Genomic DNA, 22,548 nt, shown 5'->3' with positions numbered 1-22,548 from the left:
CGGGCCCCGGGTACCCGAACCGGAGGCACCCGCCGCTGGCGGGACAAGGGTGAGGGGTGGTCGATGCGCACGTTGGACGGGCGGTACCGGCTCGAACAGCGCATCGGGGTGGGCGGAATGTCCGAGGTGTGGCGGGCCCACGACCACGTGCTGGACCGGCCGGTGGCGGTGAAGCTGATCTCCCCTGGTCCGGACGGCCAGCACGACACCGTCGACCGGATCCGCACCGAGGCCCGCAACGCGGCCCGACTGGTCCACCCGAACGTGGCAAGCGTGCACGACTTCGGCACCTCCTCGACGCTGCCCGGCCGCCGGCTGCCCTACATCGTGATGGAGTTGGCCGAGGGCGAGACGCTCGCCGCGCACCTGCGGTCCGGCCCGCTGGACTGGCGCATCTCGGTACGCGTCTGCGCCGAGGTCGCCGCCGCGCTGGCCGCCGCCCACACGAGCGGCATCGTGCACCGCGACGTGAAGCCGGCAAACGTCATGCTCACCCCGGCCGGCGTGAAGGTGCTCGACTTCGGCATCGCCACACCGGCCGGCGCGCGGGATCCGATGCCGGACGGGATGGTGGTGGGCACCCCGGCCTACCTGGCGCCCGAGCAGCTCGACGGCGCCCCGGCCACCCCTGCCGCCGACATGTACGCCCTCGGCGTGCTGCTCTACTACTGCCTCACCAGTCGGCTTCCGTACCGGGCGGGCAATCCCGCCGAGCTGCTGGGCGCGCGTCGATCCCGGCCACCGGAGCCGCTGCCCGAGATCGACGGGCTCCCGCCGGAGGTGGCCGAGCTGTGCCACTCCTGCCTGGCCGCCGACCCGGCACGCCGCCCGACCAGCCTGGTCGCCGCGCTGCTGCTGGCCGAGGCCGTGGACGCCCGGGTGTACGTGCCGATGGGGCTCCCCACGCCGCGCCGACCGGCTCCGACGTCGCCGTGGACCGAGCGGGCCGCCACGGAGGCCACCGCGGCGATGTCCCTGGTCGACGGGCCGGGCGGAGGCTGACCGGCGGGTTCCACGGCGTTTCGCCGACCGACGGCCGGGTAGCCGGGCGGTAAGCGACGGGAGGAACGCGATGCCGGATCCGAGTTCCTGGCTGCACGAGGCCACCGCGACCGCCGAGGGCGGCCACGTACGCACCGACGACGGCGGGCTCTCCACAGCGCTGGCCTCTCCACTGGCGGCGCACTGCACAGGGCTGCGGCCGGAGCAGTTGCTGGCCGCCGCCTTCGCGTCCTGCCTGCACCACGCGGCGGTTGAGGCGGCCGGGGAGATCACCGACGAGGCGCACACGGTCCAGGTGCGGGCGGAGGCGAAGCTGGAGCGCGACGACGACGGCCGCTACCGGGCCGACGTGCACGCCTCGATCTCGTCCGCCGGCCTGAGCCGGGCGCAACTGGCCGACCTGGTCGAGTACGCCGATCGACTCTGGCCGTTCTCCAGCGGCGACAACAGCCGGCATCGGCTGACCGTCACCCCGGCAGAGAACGGCCGACACTGAGCCGCGCGGCGTCGCGGCGGGCCGTTCCACCGAACGGGTGCCGTCGGCGGCGACCGTTCGGCCAACCAGGCACCCGGCGAACGGGTGACCCGGAGCGGCGGGTCCACGCCGGCGCGCGGAGGCATCTCGATGACCATCTCGTCCCGGCGAATCGGGAATACCGCTCTCGTCTGATCAGCGAGGTTGCGCCGCTTTAGTGGCTTGCTAACCGATCTGCCCCACAAGATCGGGGCAAATTGTGGCGCATCCCACCGTACGGGCCGATCGCATAGGGCCACCGACTCTCTAGCCTCGGCGGGTGCATCCCGACGACCCCTCCGACCAGAAGCTGACCGTCGCGCGCCCGACCACCCGATCAGGCGACGCCACCTCAACCGAACGGACGATCGGCCGTCACAGGGCCCCCGACCCGCCCCGCCGTGCCCTGCTCGGCTCCACCCCCATCCGGGTCGCCCTGGCCACCGGCGTCACCTGCTGCCTCGGCCTGGCCGCCGTCGCCACCGCCCGGGGCGCCGAGGACACCCCCCGCCCCGTGGAGCCGCTTGCCGAGGCGGTGGCCGACCGCGCCGCCATCGCCGACGAACGCGCCTCCCGCTCGCTGGACCGCGACGCCGCCCCGGCACGGGCCCTCCCCACCCCAACGGCGTCGCCGACACCCACCCCCACCGCCACGCGCAAGGCGCCCAAGAAGCCCGTCAAGCCCCGCCGCCCACGACCGGTCGCCGGGCTCGACCAGGCGCAGATGGACAACGCGAAGGTCATCGTGGACGTCGGGCTGGAGCTGAAGATGCCGCGCCGCGCCCTCGTGGTGGCGCTGGCGACCGCCATGCAGGAGAGCAACCTCTACAACCTGGCCAGCGATGTGCTGCCGGAATCCAGTCGCTATCCACACCAGGGCAGCGGCTCCGACCACGACTCCGTAGGCCTCTTCCAGCAGCGACCCAGCAGCGGCTGGGGCACGGTGGCCGAGCTGATGCGCCCGGCGTACGCCGCCCGAGCGTTCTACACCGCGCTCAACGAGATCCCGGGCTGGCAGGACATGAGCGTCACGAGCGCCGCCCAGGCCGTGCAGATCTCCGCCTACCCCGACGCGTACGCCCAGCACGAGGACCGCGCCGGCGTCGTCGCGGCGGCACTCACCGCCTGAGCCCTCAACGGGCCGCGCGACCCTTCGGTGGCTCCGCGTCCGCGTCCCGGCCGCCGGCCGCCACCCGAGTCGCCGGTACGCCAGTGCCCGCCGCCGCGGTCGCGGTGTCGGCGGGCACAGGCTCGACTGTCAGCCCGCTGAGGACCTCGTCCACCAGCGCCTCGCGTCGCCGGCGCGCGTGCAGGGCCGCCTCGAAGTCGCGCCGGGCCCGCACGGCGTCCGCGTACGCCTGCTCGCGTACCCGTCGAGCCTCCTCGCGGGCCTCGTCCAGCTCGAAGCGGGCCTGGGCCAGGATCTCGGCCGCCTCCCGCCGCACGGCCTCACCAGCGCGGCGGGTGGTGCCGGCGTCGTCGAGGTCCAGCCGCTGGAGCAGGCCGCTGAGCCAGGCGGCCTCCTGGCGGATCTCGTCCCACTCCCTGCTCGCGCCGACGGCACCCTCCGCGCGGGCCGCGAGCCGGGACAACCGGATCCCCAGCTCATCCAGGCAGGAATCCACCTGCTGCTGGTCGTAGCCGGTCTTGACCACTGTGAACCTCATGCTGTCGCCCCCCAGGCAGCCGCTGTCAATTCCCCCCACCTGGATCCTCGACCGCGATGGCAGCGACCGAGGGTGTTCGGGAAAATTGTTCAGCATGCGAGCGGCGGGCCGGGCCGCCCGGGGGTCGACGGGCGGGTCAGGCGCGCTTGGGCAGCACGACGACCCGGCCGAAGAACTCGTCGATGCGGCGCACCACGTCGTTGAAGTCGTCCAGGTCGATGGGCTTGGTGACGTACGCGTTGGCCTGCAACGTGTAGCTGCCGACGATGTCGGTGTCCGCGTTGGAGGTGGTCAACACCACGACCGGGATCGTACGCAGATCCTCGTCCTGCTTGACCGCGCCGAGCACCTGCCGCCCGTCCATCCGGGGCATGTTCAGATCCAGCAGGATGACGTCCGGTCGGTGGGCGTCGCTGTGCCGGCCCTCGGCCCGGAGGAACTCCATCGCCTCCTCGCCGTCGCTGACCACGTCGATGACCTTGTCAACGTCGGAGTCGGCCAACGCTTCCTCGATCATCAGCACGTCACCCGGGTCGTCGTCGACGACCAAAATGCGTACCGGCTTCGGGCTGTCGCCCATCACTACCTGCCTCGGGTCGGGCGGAACGGGACCGAAACGAACATCTCGTCGGCGGGGAAATCTAGCCCATCAGGACGCGCTGCGGGAGGCCGGGTCGATGCTGTCGGGCTGGTACTGCAACACGTCGGCCAGACCCGTGACCCGCAGCACCCGGTCGACCCGACCGCTGGCGCCGACGAGGCGCAGCCAACCGCCGTCCGCCGCGACCCGGTTGTCACCTCGGACGAACACGGCCATCCCTGTGGAGTCGCAGAAGGTCAGATCGGAGAGGTCGAGCAGCATCCGGCGCTCGCCGGCAGCGGTCAGTCGGTCGATCGCCGCGGTCAACTCGCCGGCGGTGCTCATGTCCAGCTCACCGGCGAGCCGCAGGCAGACGCCACCGCCGTCACGCCCGGCGTAGCTGACGCTGAACGTCACCGTGCTCCCCCTCGCTCCACCGCTGGTGGGACGTTTGCAGTGCGGCAAGTATACGCAGAGGTAGTCGATCCACCCGACATCGCGGTGATCAACCGGGACCGTCGGGCGGACGGTCAACGCGCGCCCGCGGGGCCGGATGGCAACCCGGCGCGGCTCAGGGTCAGCGTGTGCGCCGCCCGGGGAAAATCGCGCAGCACAGTGGCGTAGTGCTCCAGGGTCAGGCCCACCGCGCTGGCCGGCACACCACGACTGGACAGGATTCCCACCAGCCACTTGACGAACTCGGTGAACAGCGAGGCGTCATCGACGTAGAGCGCGGCGGCCAGGAAGTCCACGATGTGCCCAAGGTCGCTCACAGTCGCGTCGAGCTGGGCGGCTGTGTAGGACCGTGCCGCCGGCACCCGCTCGCGCAGGTCGGTGAGGGCGCTGTCGATCAGCTCCCCCCGACGGCGGACCAGACTCGCGTACTCGTCGTCGGCCAGGTGTGCCAGCTGCGCCGCCGGGACCCGCCGCAGCGCCCGCTCGTCGCCGATCAGCTCGGACGCCGACGGCGCGTCCGGTGCCCAGGCCGCGCCGAGCCGAGCGGCCCACCGGCCGTCCGCGCCGAACCCTCGCCCGCCGACCACCACCGGCACGTCCGACCGCCGACAGGCCTCGATCATTCGGTGCGCGTGCGGCAGCCGCATCGGCAGGGCGCAGGCCAGCGCCACCGCCTGCGCGTCGTGCCGGTGCAGATAGGACACCAGGTGCGCCGCCGGCACGCTGGCACCCAGGAATGTCACCTGCCAGCCGCGCAGCCGCAGCACCTCGGCCACCAGCCGGGGCGGCAGCGCGTGCCACTCGCCGTCCATGCAGGCCACCACGACCCGACCGCCGGTCGGACGGACGTTGGCGTGTGCGGCCACCGCCGCCACGACCCGCTCGCTGATGTGGGTCGCCGCGTGCTCCTGGGCCACGCTCCACTCGTTGCGCGCCCACCGCTCGCCCACCTCGGACTGAGCCGGCGCCACCAGATCCAGCAGCACCCGCTCGGGCGGCACACCCGCGTCGACAAGCCCGAGCGCCACGTCGATCGCCGCGTACTCGTCGGCGTCGGCGAGGCAGTCCACATAGCCCGGGAAGGCGTCGGTCGGGTCGGTGGTGGCGGCGGGGGCGGTCACGCAGGGCTCTCCCTCTGGTCGTCGGGCCCGGCAGGCTGCTCGCTCTGGTCGTCGGGCCCGGCTGGCTGCTCGTCGGGCGTCGGCACCGAGTGCAGGTGCCGTGCGGCGCGTGAACTCGGGCCGACCGCGCGCAGCGCCAGGACCGCGATGTCGTCGTGGTCGCCGTGTGCCAACCAGTCGCAGGTGACCTGCTCGACGCGCTCGGCAAGGGCGGGCGCCGGCATGCGCTGGCACCCGGTCAGGGCGGCGGTCAGTCGCTCCGTGCCGAACTGCTCGTCGCCTCGGCGGCCACCGCGGGCCTCGGTCACCCCGTCGCTGTAGAGCAGGCACGTCTCGCCCGGCGCCAGGCGGACGGTCACCTCGCCGACACGCGGATCGGGCACCACCCCGATCAGCATGCCGCGCAGCGGCACCGACTCGACCTCGCCGGAGGCGCGCAGCACCAGCGGCGGCAGGTGCCCACCACCTGCCATGGTGAGGGTCACGCTCCCGTCGCGCTGCGGGCGCGCCATCCCCAGCACGATTGTGGCGAATCGGCCCTGGCCGTGCGCCTGGGTCGTCTCCAGCAGCGCGTCGTTGAGCAGCCGCAACAGCCGCCCCGGATGCGACTCCACCCGGTGCAGCGCCTGGAGGCACTGACGAAGCTGGCCGGTGAAGACGGCCGCCTCGACACCCTTGCCGGACACGTCGCCGAGGAAGAACACCGAACCGCCGTCGGCGAGCCGGTGCGAACCATAGAAGTCACCGCCGATGCGCAACCCTGCCTGCGCCGGCCGGTAGGCGGTGCCCCACTGGACGCCTGCCGTCTCGGCGGGCTCGACGGGCAGCAGGCTGGCCTGCAGGGTGTCGGCCACCTCCGCCTGGTCGCGGTAGAGCAGCGCGGTGGTCAACGCCGCGCCGGAACGGGCCGCGAAGGCGCGCAGCAGGTGGACGTCGTCCTCGTCATACCAGCGGCTGGCCCGACGGGCGACAAGCAGCACGCCCGCCGGGGCGTCGCGCCCGGGCACCGGGACGACCCGGGCCGCGCTCGCCACGCCCGCCAGGGCGGGCAGCCACCCCGCGTCGACTGCCTGCTCCACAAGCCAGTCGACGGCGTGCGGCTCGACCCCTGTCAACCCCTCGGCGATGGCTGTCGGCAGATCACTCTCGGGCAACACACCGCTGTCGACGATCGGCGCCTCGTCGTCGGCCCGGGACGCCCGCCACCAGCGGGCTCGCCCGGCGCGTGGCGCCAACACCAGCACGGACACCTCGGCCAGGGTCGGCACGGCGAGGCGTACGACAGCGGCGGCCGCCCGATCGGGGTGCAGCGGGTTGCCCAGCTTGTCGCCCACCACAGCCAGAAAGGCGGAACGGGCCCGCTCGGCGAGCAGGGCGTCGGCGCGGCTGACGCTCTCGGTGACGTCCTCGACGTACCAACAGCACCGGCCGGCCGACAGTGGCACCTGCCGGGCGCTGAGCCGGCGACCGCGATGGTGGAAACCGCCCGCGTCCTGCTCGTCCAGCCCGGGTATGCCGGCGGAGGCGAGCGGCTCGCCGGGCGTCACCTCGGGCAGCAGGCGTTCGGCCACCGGGCTGACGTGACGCACGACGCCGTCGGAGTCGCAGACCACCAGGCCCTCGCGGAAGTGCTCGACGACCTCGGACCAGGCCGGTGTGCCCTGATCGCGGTCGGGGGCCAGCGCCGGCAGCGCGGTGGTGGGCCAGGACTGGACGTCGGCGGCCCTTGCCGGCGGCCGCGTGGTGCTCGGCGTGGAGATCCGTCCGTCGCCCGGGTCCCAGTCCCTGACGTCGGATGCAGTCACCAGCTGAGCCTCACTCCTTGTCGTCCACCCGAACCCGCACCGGAACCGGCGTCTGTGGTCAAAACTGTTCTGGCAACCCTACGCCGATATGCCAGTTGCGGCATCTCACGGCAGCTCGCGGGCCTCCGGTCGCACACCAGGCGGGGCCGGTCGACAGGTGTTACGAGCCGCCGGGGGCGACCGCTCGCCGAGCAGCTCGCCGCCCTCGGGTTGGCGTCCCGCACGAGGGGCTGGGAACATGGTGGAATGTCCGACCAGCTGTTGACTATCGACGTGACGCGGCTCGACGGCGGGCACATCCGGTTGCGGCTGAGCGGCGAGCTCGACTTCGACACCGCTCCCGAGCTGGTCAGCGCGGTGGCCGAGCTGCCGGGCGACGGTCACCAGCAGCTGACGATCGACCTGACCGGGGTCAGCCTCTGCGACTCCTCCGGGCTCAGCGCCCTGCTGGTGGCGCACCGGGCGGGCGGGTCGACACGGCTCATCGGGGTCAGTGCGCAGGTCCAGCGGATGCTTGACCGCACCGGTCTCACCGAACTGCTTGCCGTGCAGAGCGTCGCCGACGGGGCAGACCTCCGCGCCATCGGCTGACAGCCGCTCCACCACCGCGCCTTACTACTGCCACGCGCGTGGCAGTGCCACGCCATGCCGGCTACTGACGGCGAATGGGGCCAAAGGGGGGGTGGCCCCCGACCCTGGGACCTGGGGTCGGGGGCCGGAGGAAGGTCTAGGGCGCGGTCATCGGCTGGAGCCGGGGGCCGTCGTCGCGCAGCTCGCCACTGTGCGGGGGTTCCACGTCCTCCGGTTGCCCCGAATCGGGCGTGTGGTACAGATACCGGACGAACTCCCCACCCATCTCGTTGTCGTCCCCACCCGGCCACTGGCCGATGCAGTCCATACCGACCACTTCCCGGCCGGTTCCGTCGGCCTCCTCCAGCAGCGCCCACAGGCTCACCGGGTAGCAGCGGGTGGCGTCGGGCGTGAGCTGCCAGCGGGCGTACCACCCGGGTCGGGCGGGGACGATCTCGACGATCCGTTTCATGACGACCTTCCTTCCGCGTGCCTCGGAAGAACTGCGGTCCTGAGCCGATCCTGGCGGACGCGCGGGTGAGCACCCCTCACCCGCGCCGGATGAAGCCTCGACGCGCCCGCTCCTACTGGGCCGGCGGCGTCCGTTTCGGCTCCCGGGACGGCGGGAAGGCGACGGGCGCAGGACCCGATCCCCAGCGGAAGGGGTGTCACATGCGCAAGCAGATGGAGGGCGACAACCAACGCCGCCGGGCACTGGCCCGGCAGGCCCGCGAACAGGGCGGCCAGCCCAGCCAGTTCGGCGCCAGCCTGAGCGCCTCCAAGCAGCTCACAAGCCTCGAACAGAGCAAGCGGGACGGCCCGCAGCCGGCCGGCCGGCACAAGTCGGACACCACGCGCGGCGGACCCGCTCCGCCGTCCGTCGGCACGCCCGACAATCAACGGCCGTTCCCGCCCCTGACGGACAACTCGGCCGGGGCGACGAGCGTGGGTTACCACGATCTGGTCGACGACGTCCGGCGTCGGGCCGGGGTCGACTTCAAGACGGCCAAGGTGGGTGCCGAGGCGACCGTTCTGGTCCTGGCCTTCGCCCTGGGCGCCGCCGAACGGCAGCGGCTGCTCGCGGCGGTGCCGAACTCGCTGCACGACGTCGTGCCCGTCGACGGCATCGAGCGGCACCAGGACCTGCCCGGCTTCCTGGCCGAGGTGGGCCGGATCAGCGGGCGTACGCCCGAGCAGGCCCGCTATCAGGCGGAGGCGACGCTCGCCGCGCTCGCCGACCACGACGGTGACCTGGTCGAGTCGCTGCACGTACCCGATGGCCTGCGGGAATTGCTGAACCCGCCGGCTGCCGGCGGCGGCATCGTGGGCGCCTCCACGGCCACGCCCACGCTTGACGACGCCCAGTTGCGGGCGGCCCTTGACGACCTGCCCTACTGGTCGGGCGACGACGACGGCCTGTACCGCGTTGTCGCGCTGCCGCCGGACAACCTGGACCGGGTGCTCGCCCGGCTCGACCGACTGCGCCGGGACACCGGGCGCGGCCCGAGCATCGGACGCCCCGGCGGCACCGCGGCCGTGCTGACCGTGCGTACCACCCAGGCCGGCGGGGTGACCGCCCTCGACGTGGACCTCGCCCACTCGATCGACGACGCGATCGACGAGGTGGGCGCCGGGATGGCCGGCGGTTGACAGGCAGCACCGGCGCACGCGGGCCGGCGGACGCGGGTACGCCCCGCGCCGCCGGCCCGTCGGCCGTCACAGGTGGCGGCTCGATTAGCGTGCCGGACATGAATCGCGCTGCCGACCGGTTGGAGTTGGTCGCCGATCCGGTCCGCCGGACCGGACGCACACTGCTCTCCGCCGGTGTCGAGCAGTCGTACGTGGACGTCGAAGATCCACTTCACCTGCATTTCGAGTACGTTCGGCGGATCGCCTCGGCGGTGCGGCTGGCAGCCCCGGCAGATGCCCCGCTGGACGTGCTGCACCTCGGTGGAGGGGCGTTGACGCTGCCCCGCTGGCTGGCCGCCACCCGGCCCGGCTCCCGACAGCGGGTCGTCGAACGCGACAGGGCTGTCGTCGACCTGGTCGCCCGGGAACTGCCACCGCTGCCGGACGAGGTGCGGGTGGAGGTCGCCGACGCCCGGGACGCGCTCACCGACACCCCGCCCGGCACGTACGACCTGGTCATCGCGGACATCTACCGGGCGGCCCGGATGCCCCGACACGTACGCACAGTGGAGTTCGCGGCCGAGGTGGCCCGGACCCTGCGCCCCGACGGGCTGTACCTGGTCAACGTCACCGACCTGCCGCCGCTTGTCGGCACCCGGGTCCAGGTGGCGACGCTGCGGGCGGCGTTCGGGGACGTTTGCGTGTTCGGCGACCGGCGGATGCTGCGCGGGCGGCGCTACGGCAACGTGGTGCTCGCCGCGACGGCCCGACCCGGTGGGCTGCCGGTCGGCCGGCTGGCCGTGGCGGCCCTGCGCGACCCGGTGCCCGGTGGGCTGCTGCACGCCGCCGCGCTCGACACGTTCGTCGCCGGCGCCCAGCCCCACTTCGACGCCGACGACATCGGCTGACCGGACGACACCGTCGGGGGCGGCAGCTTCACCCGGAAGTGTCGGTCCCGGCCCTGGTGCCGGGTTTCCGACGCCGAGCGCGGGGAAGGCGCGGCGGGTGAGCAACGCCGACGACAGGGCGACCGCCCGCCGTGCCCTGATCGTGATCGGCCTGGTGCTGGCGACCGCACTCGCGCTGGCCTTCGTGTACGCGACCCACCGGGTGCTGATCTGGATCGTGGTGGCCGCCTTCTTCGCGGTCGCGCTCAAACCGGCAGTGGACCGGCTACAGAGCCGGTTCGTCAGGCGGCGGGCGGCCGCCACGCTGCTGGTGTTCCTCGCCGCGTTCGTGGTCCTGGCCGTCGTGGCCACCGTCATCCTGGTGCCGCTGCTGGACGACGTGGGCCGGTTCGCCGACCGGGCGCCGGAGATGCTGCGCGATGCCCGCGCCGGGCGCGGCCCACTGGGGCAACTGCTGGAGCGCACCGGCGCCCGCCGCTATCTCAGCGACCACTCCGAGGAGCTGCGCGACGTCGGCACCGGGCTGCGACAACCGGCGGTGGTCGTGCTGCGCGGCATCGTCGAGACGATCGCGGGGCTGGTCACTGTCGTCGTGCTGGCGTACCTCATGGTGTTGGAAGCGCCGCGGATCACCGGCGGCGTGCTCGCGGCGGCCGGGGACGGTGAGCGGGAGCGGCTACGCCGCGTGGGCCGGCAGGTGTCGCGGACCGTCACCGGCTACCTCACCGGCAACCTGTTGATCAGTGTGATCTGCGGGGCGTTGACATTCGTGGTGCTGAGCCTCACCGGGGTGCCGTTCGCCGGTGTGATCGCCCTGCTGGTGGCGGTGACCGACCTGATACCGCTTGTCGGCGCGACGCTCGGCGCGGTGATCGCCACCGGCGCAGGTTTCCTGCACTCCCCCACCGCCGGCGTGATCGTGATCGTCTTCTTCGTCGTCTACCAGCAGGTGGAGAACCACCTCCTCCAGCCGCTCATCCTGTCCCGCGCGGTCCGGCTCAACCCGCTGACAGTGCTGGTAAGCGTGCTGCTCGCGGTGCAATTGGCAGGGCTGCTCGGCGCGCTGCTGGCCATCCCGGCGGCCGGCATCGTGCAGGCCCTGCTATGCGAGTACGGCCCGAGCCGGTTCCGCCCGGCTCCCCCCGCCGAGCCGGACGACGCCGCCCGGCCCCGACGAGGCCGACCGGCCGGCCCGGCCCCCCAGGAGGGCTGACGGCCGGCCGGGTCAGCGGGATCTCAGCGGCTGCGGGCCGCGACCTCCGGCGACGTGCTCTCCAACGGCACCGCGTTCGCCGGGACGAGACCGAGCTGGACCGCCGGCCGGGTCAGCGCGGCGTCCAACGCCCAGTCGGCCCCGACGCGCGTGCGGTTTCCCGGCATCGCCATCAGGTGGTACGCCCGGGTGACCGCCTTGGCCGGCAGCCCCGCCAACGGCACCTGCAACGGGTTCGCCGCCGCGTCCTTGCCGCCCAGGTCGACCACCCAACCCAGGTCGTGGTGCTTGTACGGCTTGCGCCGGCCGAAGCCGTACGACGCGGCGATGTTGTGCGCCGCAAGCTTGCCCTGCCGCTGGGCGTGCTGGGCGGTCATCGTGCAGATCTCCCCCGGCCGGGCCAGGTCGGGAACGGCGGAGGCGTCGCCGCAGGCGTACACCTCGGGATAGCCGGGGACGTTGAGGTACTCGTCGACCACCAGCCGGCCCCTCTCGGTGCGCAGGCCCAGCTCACTGACGAACGGGTCGGGTCGCACACCGACGCACCAGACAAGCGAGCAGGTGGGCACGTACTCGCCGTCGGTGAGCTTCACCCCGTCGGCTGTCGCCTCGGCCACCGACGTGCCCATCCGGACGTCCACGCCGCGCCTTTCGAGCACCCGGTGGGCGGTCCGCGACATCCGCTTGTCCAACTCCGGCAGCACCCGGGGCGCGACGTCGAGCAGCATCCACCGGGGGCGGACGGTGAGCCGGGGCCGCTGCGCGTGCAGCCGATCGGTGAACAACTGCCCGTGCGCGGCGACCTCGGTGCCGGTGTAACCCGCGCCGACCACCACGAATGTGGCCCTGGCCTGCTGCTCCGCCGGATCCTCGGCCTGCTCGGCCAACTCGATCTGCCGAACGACGTGATCGTGCAGGTAGACCGCCTCGGGCAGGCCACGGAAGCCGTGCGCGTACTCGGTGACACCCGGGATGGGCAGCAGCTTGTTGACGCTGCCCACGGCGAGAACCAGCCGGTCGTACGCCAGCCGGTTCTTGTCCCCCTCGGCCTGGGTGAAGCCGACCCAGCGGTTCTGCAGGTCGACGTGGTCCGCTTCGCCGATGACCACCCGGACGCCCTTGAGCGTCCCGGTCAGCGGCACCGCGATCCGTTTGGGCTCGACCACCCCCGCCGCCACCTCCGGCAGCAGCGGCAGATAGAGGAAGTAGTCGGTGGAGTTCAGCACCACGATCTCGGCCCGGTCCCGGGCGATCCGGCTCAACGTCTTCGCCGCGTGGTAACCGGCGAACCCGGCCCCCACGATCACCACACGAGGTTTCGTCATTGCGGGCCGTTTCCCGCCGACGCGCCGGACAAACGTGCAAACCGCGCCCTGGAGGCGGGTGGGGCCGATGGGACTCGGGCAGGTCAGGCGGGGGTCGGCGCGGTTATCGCCCACCGCTCGTGGTCGCGCCACGCGCCGTCGATGAACAGGTAGTCCGGGGAGAAACCCTCCAGCCGGAAACCCAACTTGCGGGCCATCCGCCGCGACGGCTCGTTGCCCGGCTGGATATTGGCCTCCAACCGGTGCAACCCGCCAGCGGTGAACGCGTGGTCGATCACCAGCGCGACGCCCGCCGAGGCGTGCCCGGTCCCGCTGTACGGCTGGAACGCCGCGTACCCCAGGTAGCCGCCGCGCAGCGCCCCCAGCACGATGCCGCTGATCGTGGCGTAGCCGGCGATGTCGCCACTGGCCCGGTCACAGATCAGGTAACCAGAGCAGTCCCGGCGGCGAACCTTGCGCAGGTACCTGTCGTACTCCTCGGTGCTGCTCGCCGCCGCCAACCACGGGTGGTGCAGGTCCCGACTACGCCGCGCGGCCGCCACGAACTCGTCGACGTCGGTGGGCCGGGGTCGCCGGATCGCGGCAGGACCGCCGGTACGCAGATATCTCACGGCGGACCACTCTGAACGACCGGCACGGCCGTTGTCCAACCACCCTCGACAGGCGCCGGCCGCGACGGTGTCGAGCCGCCGACTGTTACCGCTGTGTCAGCACGCAGAACTCGGTGCCGTCGGGGTCGGCCATCGTCACCCGACCGGCCGCGTCCTGGCCGGTGCCGATTCGCGTCGCGCCGAGGGAGAGCAGGCGGTCGACCTCCGCCTGCTGATCACTGTCGGGGGCGAGGTCGTAGCGCACGCGATCCCGGCCGCCGTTCGGTGCGAACGGTGGACCACCCCAGCTGATCTTCGGGCCGCCGCGCGGCGACTGGATCGCGGTTTCCTGGTCCTGGTCCCAGACCAGGGGCCACCCGAGCGCCTCGCTCCAGAAATATCCGACGGCCTGCGACCCGTCGCAGGACACCGCTCCGAGGAACCCGCAGCCGGCGAGGAAGTTGTTACCGGCCTCGATGACGCAGAACTCGTTGCCCTCGGGGTCGGCGAGCACCACATGACCCTCCTCAGGGCGCTGGCCGACGTCGATGTGTCGCGCGCCGAGTTCCACAGCTCTGGCCACCGTCTGCTGCTGGGCCTCAGCGGATGCGCTCGTCAGATCGAAGTGCATCCGGTTCTGGACGACCTTCGGCTCGGACGTCGGAGCAAAGCGGAGCCGGAACCCGACGTCGTCATCGGGCAGGACCAGGACGCCATCGTGGGAATCGTCGACCATCTCCCGACCGAGAAGGGCGGACCAGAACTGTGCGACCCGAACGGGTTGACTCGCGTCGAAGCACACCGCGAAGAATCGGCTGGTCATCGCTCTGCTCATCTCCGATCCGCTGACCGAGGGCCCCCCACCGCGAGATGCCCGGCCTGCTCCTGGAGCGGAAGCCTAGGTGTGAGACGCACCGCCCGCAGCCGATTTATTCGGCCCCGACCGCGCCCTCGTCCTCCCACTCGACGAGAAATCTGCCAGACCTGCGGTGCCCTCGGGTTGTCGGACCGGGCCCCTAGCATCGCAGTGACCATCACAACGGGGAGGGCACCATGGCCGAGGGCGACTACACGACGTTCGTCGACAGAGACTTGCGGGGTGCGCGGTTCAACAGATCGACGTTGGCCGGGGCGGTGATGCGCGGCGTCGACGTACGAGGGCTCGACATCGACGCGCCGTGGCTGGCCGACGGCGCACTCCTGGTCAACGGTGTGGATGTCGTGCCACTCGTCGAGGCGGAGCTGAACCGGCGGTTCCCGGGGCGCGAGTTGAAGCAGGCGACGCAACCGGCCGCCCTGCGCACGGCGTGGGCGGCGATCGAGCGGGCCTGGGCGGCGGCAACCGACCGGGTCACGTCCATGCCCGAGGGCACCGTCGACGTCTCGGTCGACGGTGAGTGGTCGTTCGCGCAGACGCTGCGGCACCTCGCCTTCGCCACCGACGCGTGGCTGGGCAAGGCGATCCTGTGCCTGCCGCAGCCGTTCCACCCGCTCGGCCAGCCACACGTCGAGTACGAGACCGACGGCTTCGACATGTCGGTGTTCGTCACCGAGCAGCCGACCTTCGCCGAGGTCCTCCGGTTGCGCGGCGAGCGGCAGGCAATGGTGCGAGCCTTTCTCGCCACCGTCACTCCGGACCTGTTGGCCGAGCCTCGGCCCACCCCGTGGTCACCCGACCGTCAGCGACCGGTCCTGCACTGCCTTCACGTGATCTTCGACGAGGAGTGGGAGCATCTCCGCTTCGCGGTGCGTGATATCGACAGGCAGAGCAATCAGTCGGTCTCTGCCCACGACTGATCGACAGGCAGCGGCTCGTGCCTCGGCGTCACCTCGGACGTCGAAGGACTGCACCGGTCGTTCGCCGCCGCGCTGTCACACGCAAGCCCTCGCCGGTGTCTTGGTGTCGAGACCACCCGACGAGGAGGAGTTATGACCGGCGACACCAGGATTCCACCGGCCGAGATCACCGGCCTCTACGGCGCCGTACTGAAGAGGGTCAGCAGGAAGATGCTCGGCCGGGTGCCGGACGGGCTCGGCGTGATGTGGCACAACCGGCCGGTGCTCTCGTTCAACCTCGGCCTCGGTCGCCGAGCCAGCAAGTGGAACGCGTGCGACAAGAACCTGAAGTCGTACGCCCACATGGCGGTGGCGTCACTGATCGGCTGTTCGTTCTGCCTGGACCTGGGCTACTTCCAGGCACACAACGAGGGCCTCAATCTGACAAAGGCCCGCGAGGTGCCGCGCTGGCGCGAGTCGGACGTGTTCACGCCGCTGGAGCGCGACGTCCTGGAGTACGCCGAGGCGATGACGCAGACGCCACCGACCGTCACCGACGAGCTGTCCGCGCGGCTCCTCACGCAGCTCGGGGCGCCGGCGCTTGTGGAACTGACCGCGTGGGTGGCGCTTACCAACCAGTTCGCGCGCGGCAACGTCGCGTTCGGCATCGAGGCCGAAGGGCTCGCCGCATCGTGTGGTCTGGCGCCCCTGGCGCAGCCGAGCGGCACAGCCGCACGGGCGTAACCGCCCGCCGCTCAACGATCTGCGCAACGGTCGGACCACGGGTCGGCAGCCCCCGTCACAGCGGGCCGGGGCGCGACTGCTCCATGGGCATCGGGACCTGGAGGAAGGTGATGCCGCGCATGTCCAGCCAGGCCCGGTCGGGCCCGCGGACCAGCCGCAGCATCACCTCCTCGCAGGACGGGCAGCGGGCGACCAGGCCCGGGGCGTGGGAGAAGACGCGCAGGCTGGCCATCGAGCCGGTCGTCCCGCAGTTCTCGCAGCGGCCCGTCGCGGTGCTCAGGTCGACGGTGAACAGCTCGCGCAGCGGGCCGTCGAGCATGTTGCCGTCCAGGTACGACATCTCGGTCATCGGGTCTCCTCGACGATGCGGGGCGGTGCGAGCGGGGGCAGGAGCAAGGGGCAGGGCAAGGGCGGTCAGCCGGTCGGGCCGAAACGTTCGGTCTTGACCCGCCGCGCCGGGTGACCCAGCCCCACCAGCAGGTCGGCAACGGTCTCCACGAACCCGGTCGGGCCGCAGACGTAGGTGAGCGGTTCCAGATCCGGCGGCCAGCCGTGGGTGTTGACGTCGGCCAACCCGATCCGGTGTGGTTCGCCGCGCCATCCCTCGGGCGCCTCGCGGGTGTAGACGTACGCCACGTCCAGCCCGAAGTCGTCGCGGGCCCGGCGGCGCAGCTCGTCGCCGTAGATCAGATCGGCGGGGGTGCGCACCGAGTAGAGCAGCCGGAACGGCACCCTGCTGCCCGCCGCACGCCGGGCGCGGATCATCGCCATCAGCGGCACGACGCCGGAGCCGCCGCCGAGCAGCTGCACCGGCGCGGTCTCCTGCGGCCGCCAGATGAACCACCCGCCGAGCGGTCCGCGCACCTCCACCGGGTCGCCCGCCCCGAAGACATCGATGAGGTACGGCGACACCTCGCCGTCGGGGACCCGCTGCACCGTCACCTCGATGCGCGGGCCACCGGGGCCGTCCACCGCAGGCCCGGCGATCGAGTACGACCGGGCGGCCTGGTAGCCGTCCGGCGCTGTCAGCCGCAGGTCGACGTGCTGCCCGGGCAGGTGCCCCGGCCAGTCCGGCACCTCCAGCACCAGGGTCTGCGCGGTCCGCGTCTCCACCCGGCGCTCCACCAGCCGGCCGACCTGCCACCGGTTCGGCGTCGGCCGTTGGGTGCCCGTCGCGACCGCGCGCTCAGTCACCCTGGTACCGCTGTTCGCGCCAGGGGTCGCCGTAATCGTGGTAGCCGGCGGTCTCCCAGAAGCCCGGCTGGTCCATGGTCTTGAGTCGGATGCCGCGCACCCACTTGGCGGACTTCCAGAAGTACAGGTGCGGGACCAGCAGCCGCGCCGGCCCGCCGTGCTCGGGTGGCAGCGGCGCGCCGTCGAATGTGTGCGCCACCCAGGCCCGACCGCCGCGCAGGTCGTCAAGCGGCAGGTTCGTGGTGTACCCGCCGTACGAGTGTGCCAGCGCGTAGTGCGCGCCGGTGTCCACACCGTCGAGCAGGGTGTCCAGTGAGACGCCCTGCCAGGTGGTGCCGAGCTTCGACCAGCGGGTGACGCAGTGGATGTCCACCGTCGGCGTCTCCTGCGGCAGCGCCATCATCTCCTGCCACGTCCACCGGCGCTCGGTGCCGTTCTCGGCGGAGATGACGAATTCCCAGGTGTCCTGCGAGACCCGGGGTGTCGGGCCGGCGGAGAGCACCGGGAAGTCCTCGGTCAGGTACTGCCCAGGTGGCAGGGTCGGCTCCTGTGATCGGGGCCGACCCTGGAAGCCGGGTGAAACGATTCCCATTGCACAGTCGTACCATCCGCGTCGGCCGAGGCGGGAGCTTTCCCGCGTACCCCCTTGTTGCCCCGGCGTGCCGCGGTCAGTGCCGCTCGGAGACGACCTCGCGGCGGTCGGGTTGATCGCCCCGGGTGGCGCGCAGACTGGTAAGGGTGACCACCACCAACACACCGATGATCACGCCGAGCGAGGCAAGGGTGGGGATCTGCGGCACGCTGTCCCAGATGCCGTGCGCCCAGTGCAGGCCCAGCTTGAGACCGATGAACGCCAGGATGATGGCCAGGCCGTAGCTGAGGTGCACCAGCCGGCTCAACGCGGCGTGCAGGACGAAGTAGAGCGCCCGCAGGCCCAGCAGGGCGAAGGCGTTTGTGGCGAAGACCAGGTACGGGTCCTCGGTGATGCCGTAGACCGCCGGCACCGAGTCGACGGCGAAGACGATGTCGGTGGCCAGCACCGCCACCACCACAAGTGCGAACGGGGTGAGTGCCCTCTTCGCGCCCTGCCGGACGGTCATCTTGGTGCCGTGGTACTCCTCGACCACCGGCATGATCTTGCGCAGCAGCCGCACCGAGCGCATCTTGTTGATGTCGACTTCCTGCTGGTGCCCGGAGAGGGCGTCACGCAGCAGCTTGGCCGCCGTGGCGATGAGGATGATCGCGAAGATCAGGAACGCGAAGTCGAGGGTCTGCAACGCCGCCGCGCCCAGGGCGATGAAGACACCACGCAGCACCAGCGCGCCGGCGATGCCGTAGAGCAGCACCCGCTGGGCGAGCACTGACGGCACCGCGAACGCGGCCAGCAGCAGCATGAAGACGAAGAGGTTGTCGACCGAGAGGGACTTCTCGACCAGATAGCCCGTCAGGTATTCCACGCCCTGCTGGGAGCCGTAACGAGCCCACACCCAGCCGCCGAAGGCGAGCGGCAGTGCGATGTAGAAGGCCGACCACCCGATTGCCTCCCGCATCGACACCTCGTGCGGGCGGCGGGTCACCAGGAAGTCCAGGACGAGCAGCACCAGTACGCCGACGATCGTCACCGCCCAGAGGGTGGGCGTGCCCACCGACGACAGCGAGCTCGCGGCGGACAGGGGCGACAATTCGGTCATCAGGTCTCCTCGAACACCATGTCATGTTCGAGGTCTCCTTCACCCACCTTTGATGGGCAACCACCCGAGGCGCGCCGGGCGCGCCGTACTGACCGGTATGGTTCGTGGGAAGTACTCCCCTCGCACGAACAGGTTAGGCCAGCCTGAATCCCCGTGCCAAACGGGACACCGATGGTTGCCCTGACCAACAGCTGACCGTGCCGCTCCTCAGGCACGACGCAACGTCGCACCAGGGGCCATCGCCTGCTCCACCAGGTCGCGATAGTCACGCGGAAGCTGGGTGGCCACATCGTCGAACTCCCCGCCGGTGATCGCCTCACGCAGCGTGGTGAACACCGCCCGGACGGCATCGCGGGCGGCCGGCTCCCGCACATCGGCACGCAACGCCACCCGTGCCACGAACTCGGCCGCCCCGAACCGGTCCGCCTGCTCGGTGTTCGGGTTCGGCTTCACCACCACCTGCAACGGCTTCGGCAACTGCGCGGCCAGGTCCAACACCTCGCCGCCGGTCAACCGCTCGGCGAACGTCTCCAGCACCGCACGGGTCAACTCGACCGCCTGCTCGGACGACGTACGGGTGCGCTGGGAAACCTGGTCGATGAAGGTGTCGTAGTTCATCGCGTACCCCCTCGGGCTTGTCGTCGGCGCGCCTGCGGGTACCCGCGGTGACGAACGGGAAACGGCGCCGGATTTCCTGCGCCAGCCGGCGTGAGCAGGCGGCGGGCGGGTAACCGCCGCCGGTCGTGACCACATCACTGCCCCGAGGAGCCGCTGCCATGGCGAGCTACGCCGACGTGCTGCAGTACCTGTCGAGCCTGGACTACCCGGCCGAGAAGACCGACGTGGTCCGCGAGGCCGAACGGGAGGGCGCACCGCCGGACGTGTTGAAGGCGCTGCGCGCCCTGCCGCCGGCCGTGGACTACGCCAACGGCAACGAGGTCGCCCGGTCCGCCGGCATCGACGCCGCACCCGAGGTTGGCCCCGCACAGAGGGCCGCGCAGGCCCGGGACAAGAAGCACAACCGGGTGTCGCAACACCTCCGCGGCATCTGACCCGACGGTGACCGATTCGGCCGGGCCGCCCGGATGACCGGCAGGCCTCTGCTGTCCCGCGGCCCGGACGGACACACCCCCGCCTCGGTGCAGCTCGTCGTGGTGGCCGTGGTCGGGATCATCGCCGGCGGTGTGTTCGCCGTCGCACTGTCCCCGCCGCTCGCACCACTGGCCGGCTGGGACGCCGCCGCGCTCACCTGGCTGGTGTACGTCTGGCGCACGATCTGGCCGCTGGACGCCACCCGGACCGCGCGGTTGGCCGTCTACGAGGACCCCAACCGGGCCATCCGCGACGTGATCCTGCTGATCGCCTGCAGCGCCAGCCTGCTCGCCGTTGGACTTGTCGTCGCCAGCGCCCACGCAGCGCCACCCGGCCTGGTCCGCGACCTGTACGGCGGGCTGGGCGTGCTCAGCGTGCTGCTGTCCTGGTTGGTCGTGCACACCGTGTTCGCCGCCCGCTACGCCCGGATCTACTACACCGGCCCGGACGGCGGCGTGAACTTCAACCAGCCCGACCCGCCCTGCTACACCGACTTCGCGTACGTCGCCTTCACCATCGGCACGACGTTCCAGGTCTCCGACACCAACCTCACAAGCAACGAGATGCGGCGGACCGTGCTGCGGCACTCGATGCTGTCGTACCTGTTCGGCGCGTTCATCATCGCCGTCACGGTCAACCTGCTTGCCGGCCTGGCACATTGAGGATGCGGGGCGCTCGACCGAGCCCGCGTCACCGCGGTCGGGAGCGCCGGGACAGGCGGGCGCCCCGGGGCCACGAACCGCGACCGGGGGCGCCATACAACCTGCCCAGGCGGTGAACCGCGCCCGAACCGGATCGCGGCCACCCGGCGGTGGATGCCCGCTCGAACCGAGCGGCCAGCACTGCCGGGTCCAACCATACGGCAGACCATCCTCCGTACGGTCAGATTTTGCCAAACTGTGGGCCATTGCACGTCAGGGGCTGCCGGTCTCCTCCGCGTACCGGTGCTCCAGATCAACCCGCGCCAGCGCCCCCACCAGCCACGCGAGCCGCTCCGACTCGCCGCTCGCCAGGCCGGCCAGGTCGTCGGCCGACCGGCCCAACCCGAGCCGGCGGGCCGCCGCCAACGCCCGCCGGTCGGCTACCGGAGCCACCTCCCGCCACAGCGCCTGCGCCTCACGCAGAAACAGGTCGACCACCTGGGCGTCCACGCCGGGCAACTCGGCCAGGAGACGCCGCTCCCGGATCGGGTCATGGTGGGCGCTAGCACGCAACCGGCGCAGGTCACCCCGGTACCTGTCGACGACCGTGCGAGCCAGGTCGCCGAGCACGTCGGCCAACGCGTCGACGTCACCGCGCTGACCGCTCTCACGCAGCACCCGCACCCGGTCGGCGTCCAGTGAACGGGCCAGCCGGGCCGCGCTGTCCCACCCCTCGTCGCGCAACGCCCGCGCGCCATCCACCGCCCGACGGAAGTCACCACGCCGGGCCAGCAGCACCGCCAGGTAGAGCACCTGGAACAGGCTCGCCGGATTGTTGGTGACCCGGAAGCCGTACCGCTCCGCGAAGCCCCGTCCACTGCCCACGAGACGGCGGGCGAAGCGCTTCCGGTCCTCCAACGGTGTGATCAGAGTGGTCGCCATTGCCGGCGACTACCCGCGCGACGATCGGTCACACGCCACCGGACGCCGCACGCCGTGTCGCGTCGGCGCGGGTCAGCCGTACAGGGCGCCGGTGCGGTCACGGGCCTTGAGCCGGGTGGTGGGCAGGGCGGGTGCCGGCAGTGGCGGTGCCGAATCGTCGGCGACCACGCCGAAGCGCTGGTCCCCTGCCATCCAGGCCTCCCGAGCGGCGGCGACCTCCTCGTGCGAGCGGCCCACGAAGTTCCACCACATCACCAGCGGCTCCTCGAACGGGGTGCCACCCAACAGCAGCAACCGGGCCCCCGACCCGCCGCGAACTGTCAACTCCGTGCGGCCCGTACCCAGATAGAGCAGCGCCCCCGGCTCGAACCCGACCCCCGCCGCCTCGGCGGACCCGGACATCGCCAACACGGCGTACTCGAAATCGGGCCGCAACGCCAGCGTTGTCGGCGCCTCACCACTCAGCTCCAGCTGCACGCCCACCAGCGGGGTGTGCACCACCGCAGGGGACCGCCGCCCATCGAAGTCGCCAACCAGCAGAGTGAGGTCCACCTCGCCGTCGTGCCAGCGCGGCAGGTCGGCGTGGTGGGCGAAATCCGCGGCACCCGCCCGCGCCGGATCCGGCAGCGCCACCCACAGCTGCACCCCGTGCATGACCGGCGGGTGCGTGGCCGGCGACCGCTCGGAGTGGGAGATGCCGTGCCCGGACGTCATCACGTTCAGCTGACCGGGCCGGATCGCCTGGACGTTGCCGAGGCTGTCCCGGTGGATGATCTCGCCGTCGAGCAGCCACGTCACCGTCTGCAGGCCTGTGTGCGGGTGCGGCGGCACCTCCATGCCGGGCCGTTGCTCCACGTCGTCCGGGCCGAAGTGATCGACGAAACACCAGGCGCCGACCATCCGGCGGGGACGCTGCGGCAACAGCCGGCGGACCGTCGTGAAACGCCCCAACGGCACGTCGTGGCCAGGCAGCAACACGCTGCCCGGATCGACGTCGGCCACGCCAGGCGGTCGGGTCTCTGCCAGCATTGAATCGGTACGCTCCACCGCCCGACTGTACGCTCCCACCTGCGAGGCTTCCCCCGTCA

General features: G+C 71.8%; 27 protein-coding genes. 11 read left to right on the top strand and 16 right to left on the bottom strand.

The features are described 5' to 3' along the window. The first annotated feature begins 63 nt into the window (after positions 1-63). The 3 genes from ACFY2Q_RS25565 (at position 64) to ACFY2Q_RS25555 (ending at position 2,645) form a co-directional block, all read left to right on the top strand. Entirely contained in the window at positions 64-1,002 is a 939-nt protein-coding gene (locus ACFY2Q_RS25565; protein WP_387134297.1) for a serine/threonine-protein kinase, read from the top strand. Between the two features lie 70 nt (positions 1,003-1,072). Further along, a complete protein-coding gene (locus tag ACFY2Q_RS25560; RefSeq protein WP_387134294.1) occupies positions 1,073-1,498 on the top strand; it encodes an OsmC family protein in 426 nt (141 codons plus the stop codon). A gap of 298 nt (positions 1,499-1,796) precedes the next feature. Continuing rightward, the gene (locus ACFY2Q_RS25555) at positions 1,797-2,645 is read left to right on the top strand and encodes a hypothetical protein (protein ID WP_387134291.1); all 849 of its coding nucleotides are present in this window, start codon (positions 1,797-1,799) and stop codon (positions 2,643-2,645) included. 4 nt (positions 2,646-2,649) lie between these two features. Here the strand turns inward: ACFY2Q_RS25555 and ACFY2Q_RS25550 are convergent, their stop codons facing one another. The 5 genes from ACFY2Q_RS25550 to ACFY2Q_RS25530 form a co-directional block, all read right to left on the bottom strand. Next, on the bottom strand, positions 2,650-3,183 hold the full coding sequence (locus ACFY2Q_RS25550; RefSeq protein ID WP_387134288.1) for an ATPase: 534 nt from the start codon (positions 3,181-3,183) through the stop codon (positions 2,650-2,652). A 136-nt stretch (positions 3,184-3,319) separates the two neighbouring features. Beyond that, positions 3,320-3,763: a response regulator gene (locus ACFY2Q_RS25545; RefSeq protein ID WP_387134286.1), complete on the bottom strand. Its 444-nt coding sequence runs from the start codon at positions 3,761-3,763 to the stop codon at positions 3,320-3,322. Between the two features lie 69 nt (positions 3,764-3,832). After that, on the bottom strand, positions 3,833-4,180 hold the full coding sequence (locus ACFY2Q_RS25540; protein WP_387134283.1) for an STAS domain-containing protein: 348 nt from the start codon (positions 4,178-4,180) through the stop codon (positions 3,833-3,835). A gap of 113 nt (positions 4,181-4,293) precedes the next feature. Next, complete coding sequence (locus ACFY2Q_RS25535; RefSeq protein WP_387134280.1) at positions 4,294-5,340, bottom strand: B12-binding domain-containing protein; 1,047 nt, start codon at positions 5,338-5,340, stop codon at positions 4,294-4,296. After that, positions 5,337-7,145, bottom strand: a complete 1,809-nt coding sequence (locus ACFY2Q_RS25530) for a SpoIIE family protein phosphatase (protein WP_387134277.1) — start codon at positions 7,143-7,145, stop codon at positions 5,337-5,339. The genes ACFY2Q_RS25535 and ACFY2Q_RS25530 overlap by 4 nt, the downstream gene beginning before the upstream one ends. A gap of 246 nt (positions 7,146-7,391) precedes the next feature. Between ACFY2Q_RS25530 and ACFY2Q_RS25525 the strand changes: the two genes are divergently transcribed. Then, positions 7,392-7,736 (top strand): STAS domain-containing protein, encoded by a 345-nt coding sequence (locus ACFY2Q_RS25525; RefSeq protein ID WP_387134274.1) that lies wholly within the window; start codon positions 7,392-7,394, stop codon positions 7,734-7,736. A 136-nt stretch (positions 7,737-7,872) separates the two neighbouring features. On the opposite strand, the gene ACFY2Q_RS25520 is transcribed toward ACFY2Q_RS25525, so the two are convergent. Continuing rightward, entirely contained in the window at positions 7,873-8,187 is a 315-nt protein-coding gene (locus ACFY2Q_RS25520; protein WP_387134271.1) for a hypothetical protein, read from the bottom strand. A 200-nt stretch (positions 8,188-8,387) separates the two neighbouring features. Here ACFY2Q_RS25520 and ACFY2Q_RS25515 point away from each other — a divergent pair, with 200 nt between their 5' ends. The 3 genes from ACFY2Q_RS25515 to ACFY2Q_RS25505 all read left to right on the top strand — a co-directional run bounded on the left by ACFY2Q_RS25515 (position 8,388) and on the right by ACFY2Q_RS25505 (position 11,465). After that, positions 8,388-9,365 carry a DUF2267 domain-containing protein gene (locus ACFY2Q_RS25515; protein ID WP_387134268.1) on the top strand — a complete coding sequence of 326 codons (978 nt, stop codon included), beginning with the start codon at positions 8,388-8,390 and terminating at the stop codon, positions 9,363-9,365. Positions 9,366-9,463: 98 nt separating this feature from the next. After that, positions 9,464-10,252 carry a spermidine synthase gene (locus tag ACFY2Q_RS25510; RefSeq protein WP_387134265.1) on the top strand — a complete coding sequence of 263 codons (789 nt, stop codon included), beginning with the start codon at positions 9,464-9,466 and terminating at the stop codon, positions 10,250-10,252. A gap of 97 nt (positions 10,253-10,349) precedes the next feature. Beyond that, positions 10,350-11,465 carry an AI-2E family transporter gene (locus tag ACFY2Q_RS25505; protein ID WP_387134262.1) on the top strand — a complete coding sequence of 372 codons (1,116 nt, stop codon included), beginning with the start codon at positions 10,350-10,352 and terminating at the stop codon, positions 11,463-11,465. Positions 11,466-11,488: 23 nt separating this feature from the next. Here the strand turns inward: ACFY2Q_RS25505 and ACFY2Q_RS25500 are convergent, their stop codons facing one another. The 3 genes from ACFY2Q_RS25500 to ACFY2Q_RS25490 form a co-directional block, all read right to left on the bottom strand. Then, complete coding sequence (locus ACFY2Q_RS25500; protein ID WP_387134260.1) at positions 11,489-12,790, bottom strand: NAD(P)/FAD-dependent oxidoreductase; 1,302 nt, start codon at positions 12,788-12,790, stop codon at positions 11,489-11,491. A gap of 83 nt (positions 12,791-12,873) precedes the next feature. Next, positions 12,874-13,401: a GNAT family N-acetyltransferase gene (locus tag ACFY2Q_RS25495; RefSeq protein WP_387134257.1), complete on the bottom strand. Its 528-nt coding sequence runs from the start codon at positions 13,399-13,401 to the stop codon at positions 12,874-12,876. An 85-nt stretch (positions 13,402-13,486) separates the two neighbouring features. Beyond that, positions 13,487-14,203 (bottom strand): VOC family protein, encoded by a 717-nt coding sequence (locus tag ACFY2Q_RS25490; protein ID WP_387134367.1) that lies wholly within the window; start codon positions 14,201-14,203, stop codon positions 13,487-13,489. Positions 14,204-14,433: 230 nt separating this feature from the next. Here ACFY2Q_RS25490 and ACFY2Q_RS25485 point away from each other — a divergent pair, with 230 nt between their 5' ends. Both ACFY2Q_RS25485 and ACFY2Q_RS25480 read left to right on the top strand, forming a co-directional pair. After that, complete coding sequence (locus ACFY2Q_RS25485) at positions 14,434-15,177, top strand: DinB family protein (protein ID WP_387134254.1); 744 nt, start codon at positions 14,434-14,436, stop codon at positions 15,175-15,177. 132 nt (positions 15,178-15,309) lie between these two features. Further along, positions 15,310-15,900: a carboxymuconolactone decarboxylase family protein gene (locus ACFY2Q_RS25480; protein WP_387134251.1), complete on the top strand. Its 591-nt coding sequence runs from the start codon at positions 15,310-15,312 to the stop codon at positions 15,898-15,900. Positions 15,901-15,955: 55 nt separating this feature from the next. Here ACFY2Q_RS25480 and ACFY2Q_RS25475 read toward each other — a convergent pair whose 3' ends face one another. From ACFY2Q_RS25475 to ACFY2Q_RS25455, 5 genes are all read right to left on the bottom strand, one after another. Beyond that, positions 15,956-16,249, bottom strand: coding sequence for a DUF6510 family protein (locus tag ACFY2Q_RS25475; protein WP_387134248.1), 294 nt, complete (start codon positions 16,247-16,249; stop codon positions 15,956-15,958). Positions 16,250-16,314: 65 nt separating this feature from the next. Further along, on the bottom strand, positions 16,315-17,094 hold the full coding sequence (locus tag ACFY2Q_RS25470) for a ferredoxin reductase (RefSeq protein WP_387134245.1): 780 nt from the start codon (positions 17,092-17,094) through the stop codon (positions 16,315-16,317). Next, positions 17,087-17,686 (bottom strand): sulfite oxidase-like oxidoreductase, encoded by a 600-nt coding sequence (locus tag ACFY2Q_RS25465; protein WP_387134242.1) that lies wholly within the window; start codon positions 17,684-17,686, stop codon positions 17,087-17,089. The genes ACFY2Q_RS25470 and ACFY2Q_RS25465 overlap by 8 nt, the downstream gene beginning before the upstream one ends. A 76-nt stretch (positions 17,687-17,762) precedes the next feature. Continuing rightward, on the bottom strand, positions 17,763-18,785 hold the full coding sequence (locus tag ACFY2Q_RS25460; protein ID WP_387134239.1) for a TerC/Alx family metal homeostasis membrane protein: 1,023 nt from the start codon (positions 18,783-18,785) through the stop codon (positions 17,763-17,765). A gap of 207 nt (positions 18,786-18,992) precedes the next feature. Beyond that, entirely contained in the window at positions 18,993-19,403 is a 411-nt protein-coding gene (locus ACFY2Q_RS25455; RefSeq protein ID WP_387134237.1) for a DUF2267 domain-containing protein, read from the bottom strand. A 158-nt stretch (positions 19,404-19,561) separates the two neighbouring features. Between ACFY2Q_RS25455 and ACFY2Q_RS25450 the strand changes: the two genes are divergently transcribed. Together ACFY2Q_RS25450 and ACFY2Q_RS25445 are read left to right on the top strand one after the other, a co-directional pair. Further along, positions 19,562-19,837 (top strand): DUF2795 domain-containing protein, encoded by a 276-nt coding sequence (locus ACFY2Q_RS25450; protein WP_387134234.1) that lies wholly within the window; start codon positions 19,562-19,564, stop codon positions 19,835-19,837. A 33-nt stretch (positions 19,838-19,870) separates the two neighbouring features. After that, positions 19,871-20,539 (top strand): DUF1345 domain-containing protein, encoded by a 669-nt coding sequence (locus tag ACFY2Q_RS25445; RefSeq protein ID WP_387134232.1) that lies wholly within the window; start codon positions 19,871-19,873, stop codon positions 20,537-20,539. 252 nt (positions 20,540-20,791) lie between these two features. On the opposite strand, the gene ACFY2Q_RS25440 is transcribed toward ACFY2Q_RS25445, so the two are convergent. Both ACFY2Q_RS25440 and ACFY2Q_RS25435 read right to left on the bottom strand, forming a co-directional pair. Continuing rightward, positions 20,792-21,460, bottom strand: a complete 669-nt coding sequence (locus ACFY2Q_RS25440) for a hypothetical protein (protein WP_387134230.1) — start codon at positions 21,458-21,460, stop codon at positions 20,792-20,794. A gap of 72 nt (positions 21,461-21,532) precedes the next feature. Beyond that, the gene (locus ACFY2Q_RS25435) at positions 21,533-22,507 is read right to left on the bottom strand and encodes a pirin family protein (protein ID WP_387134227.1); all 975 of its coding nucleotides are present in this window, start codon (positions 22,505-22,507) and stop codon (positions 21,533-21,535) included. Between the last annotated feature and the right edge of the window lie 41 nt (positions 22,508-22,548).

It is taken from the genome of Micromonospora sp. NPDC000316, from assembly GCF_042898885.1.
Classification (GTDB): domain Bacteria; phylum Actinomycetota; class Actinomycetes; order Mycobacteriales; family Micromonosporaceae; genus Micromonospora.
The sequence above is the reverse complement of the archived record's forward strand: the minus strand, read 5'-3'. Positions and strand labels throughout refer to the sequence as shown.

Coding starts and splice junctions, on each gene's coding strand:
- ACFY2Q_RS25520 (WP_387134271.1), bottom strand. CDS start 8,187: ATGAAACGGATCGTCGAGATCGTCCCCGCCCGACCCGGGTGGTACGCC.
- ACFY2Q_RS25550 (WP_387134288.1), bottom strand. CDS start 3,183: ATGAGGTTCACAGTGGTCAAGACCGGCTACGACCAGCAGCAGGTGGAT.
- ACFY2Q_RS25510 (WP_387134265.1), top strand. CDS start 9,464: ATGAATCGCGCTGCCGACCGGTTGGAGTTGGTCGCCGATCCGGTCCGC.
- ACFY2Q_RS25475 (WP_387134248.1), bottom strand. CDS start 16,249: ATGACCGAGATGTCGTACCTGGACGGCAACATGCTCGACGGCCCGCTG.
- ACFY2Q_RS25485 (WP_387134254.1), top strand. CDS start 14,434: ATGGCCGAGGGCGACTACACGACGTTCGTCGACAGAGACTTGCGGGGT.
- ACFY2Q_RS25560 (WP_387134294.1), top strand. CDS start 1,073: ATGCCGGATCCGAGTTCCTGGCTGCACGAGGCCACCGCGACCGCCGAG.
- ACFY2Q_RS25455 (WP_387134237.1), bottom strand. CDS start 19,403: ATGAACTACGACACCTTCATCGACCAGGTTTCCCAGCGCACCCGTACG.
- ACFY2Q_RS25445 (WP_387134232.1), top strand. CDS start 19,871: ATGACCGGCAGGCCTCTGCTGTCCCGCGGCCCGGACGGACACACCCCC.
- ACFY2Q_RS25515 (WP_387134268.1), top strand. CDS start 8,388: ATGCGCAAGCAGATGGAGGGCGACAACCAACGCCGCCGGGCACTGGCC.
- ACFY2Q_RS25450 (WP_387134234.1), top strand. CDS start 19,562: ATGGCGAGCTACGCCGACGTGCTGCAGTACCTGTCGAGCCTGGACTAC.
- ACFY2Q_RS25500 (WP_387134260.1), bottom strand. CDS start 12,790: ATGACGAAACCTCGTGTGGTGATCGTGGGGGCCGGGTTCGCCGGTTAC.
- ACFY2Q_RS25525 (WP_387134274.1), top strand. CDS start 7,392: ATGTCCGACCAGCTGTTGACTATCGACGTGACGCGGCTCGACGGCGGG.
- ACFY2Q_RS25490 (WP_387134367.1), bottom strand. CDS start 14,203: ATGACCAGCCGATTCTTCGCGGTGTGCTTCGACGCGAGTCAACCCGTT.
- ACFY2Q_RS25565 (WP_387134297.1), top strand. CDS start 64: ATGCGCACGTTGGACGGGCGGTACCGGCTCGAACAGCGCATCGGGGTG.
- ACFY2Q_RS25460 (WP_387134239.1), bottom strand. CDS start 18,785: ATGACCGAATTGTCGCCCCTGTCCGCCGCGAGCTCGCTGTCGTCGGTG.
- ACFY2Q_RS25480 (WP_387134251.1), top strand. CDS start 15,310: ATGACCGGCGACACCAGGATTCCACCGGCCGAGATCACCGGCCTCTAC.
- ACFY2Q_RS25545 (WP_387134286.1), bottom strand. CDS start 3,763: ATGGGCGACAGCCCGAAGCCGGTACGCATTTTGGTCGTCGACGACGAC.
- ACFY2Q_RS25440 (WP_387134230.1), bottom strand. CDS start 21,460: ATGGCGACCACTCTGATCACACCGTTGGAGGACCGGAAGCGCTTCGCC.
- ACFY2Q_RS25465 (WP_387134242.1), bottom strand. CDS start 17,686: ATGGGAATCGTTTCACCCGGCTTCCAGGGTCGGCCCCGATCACAGGAG.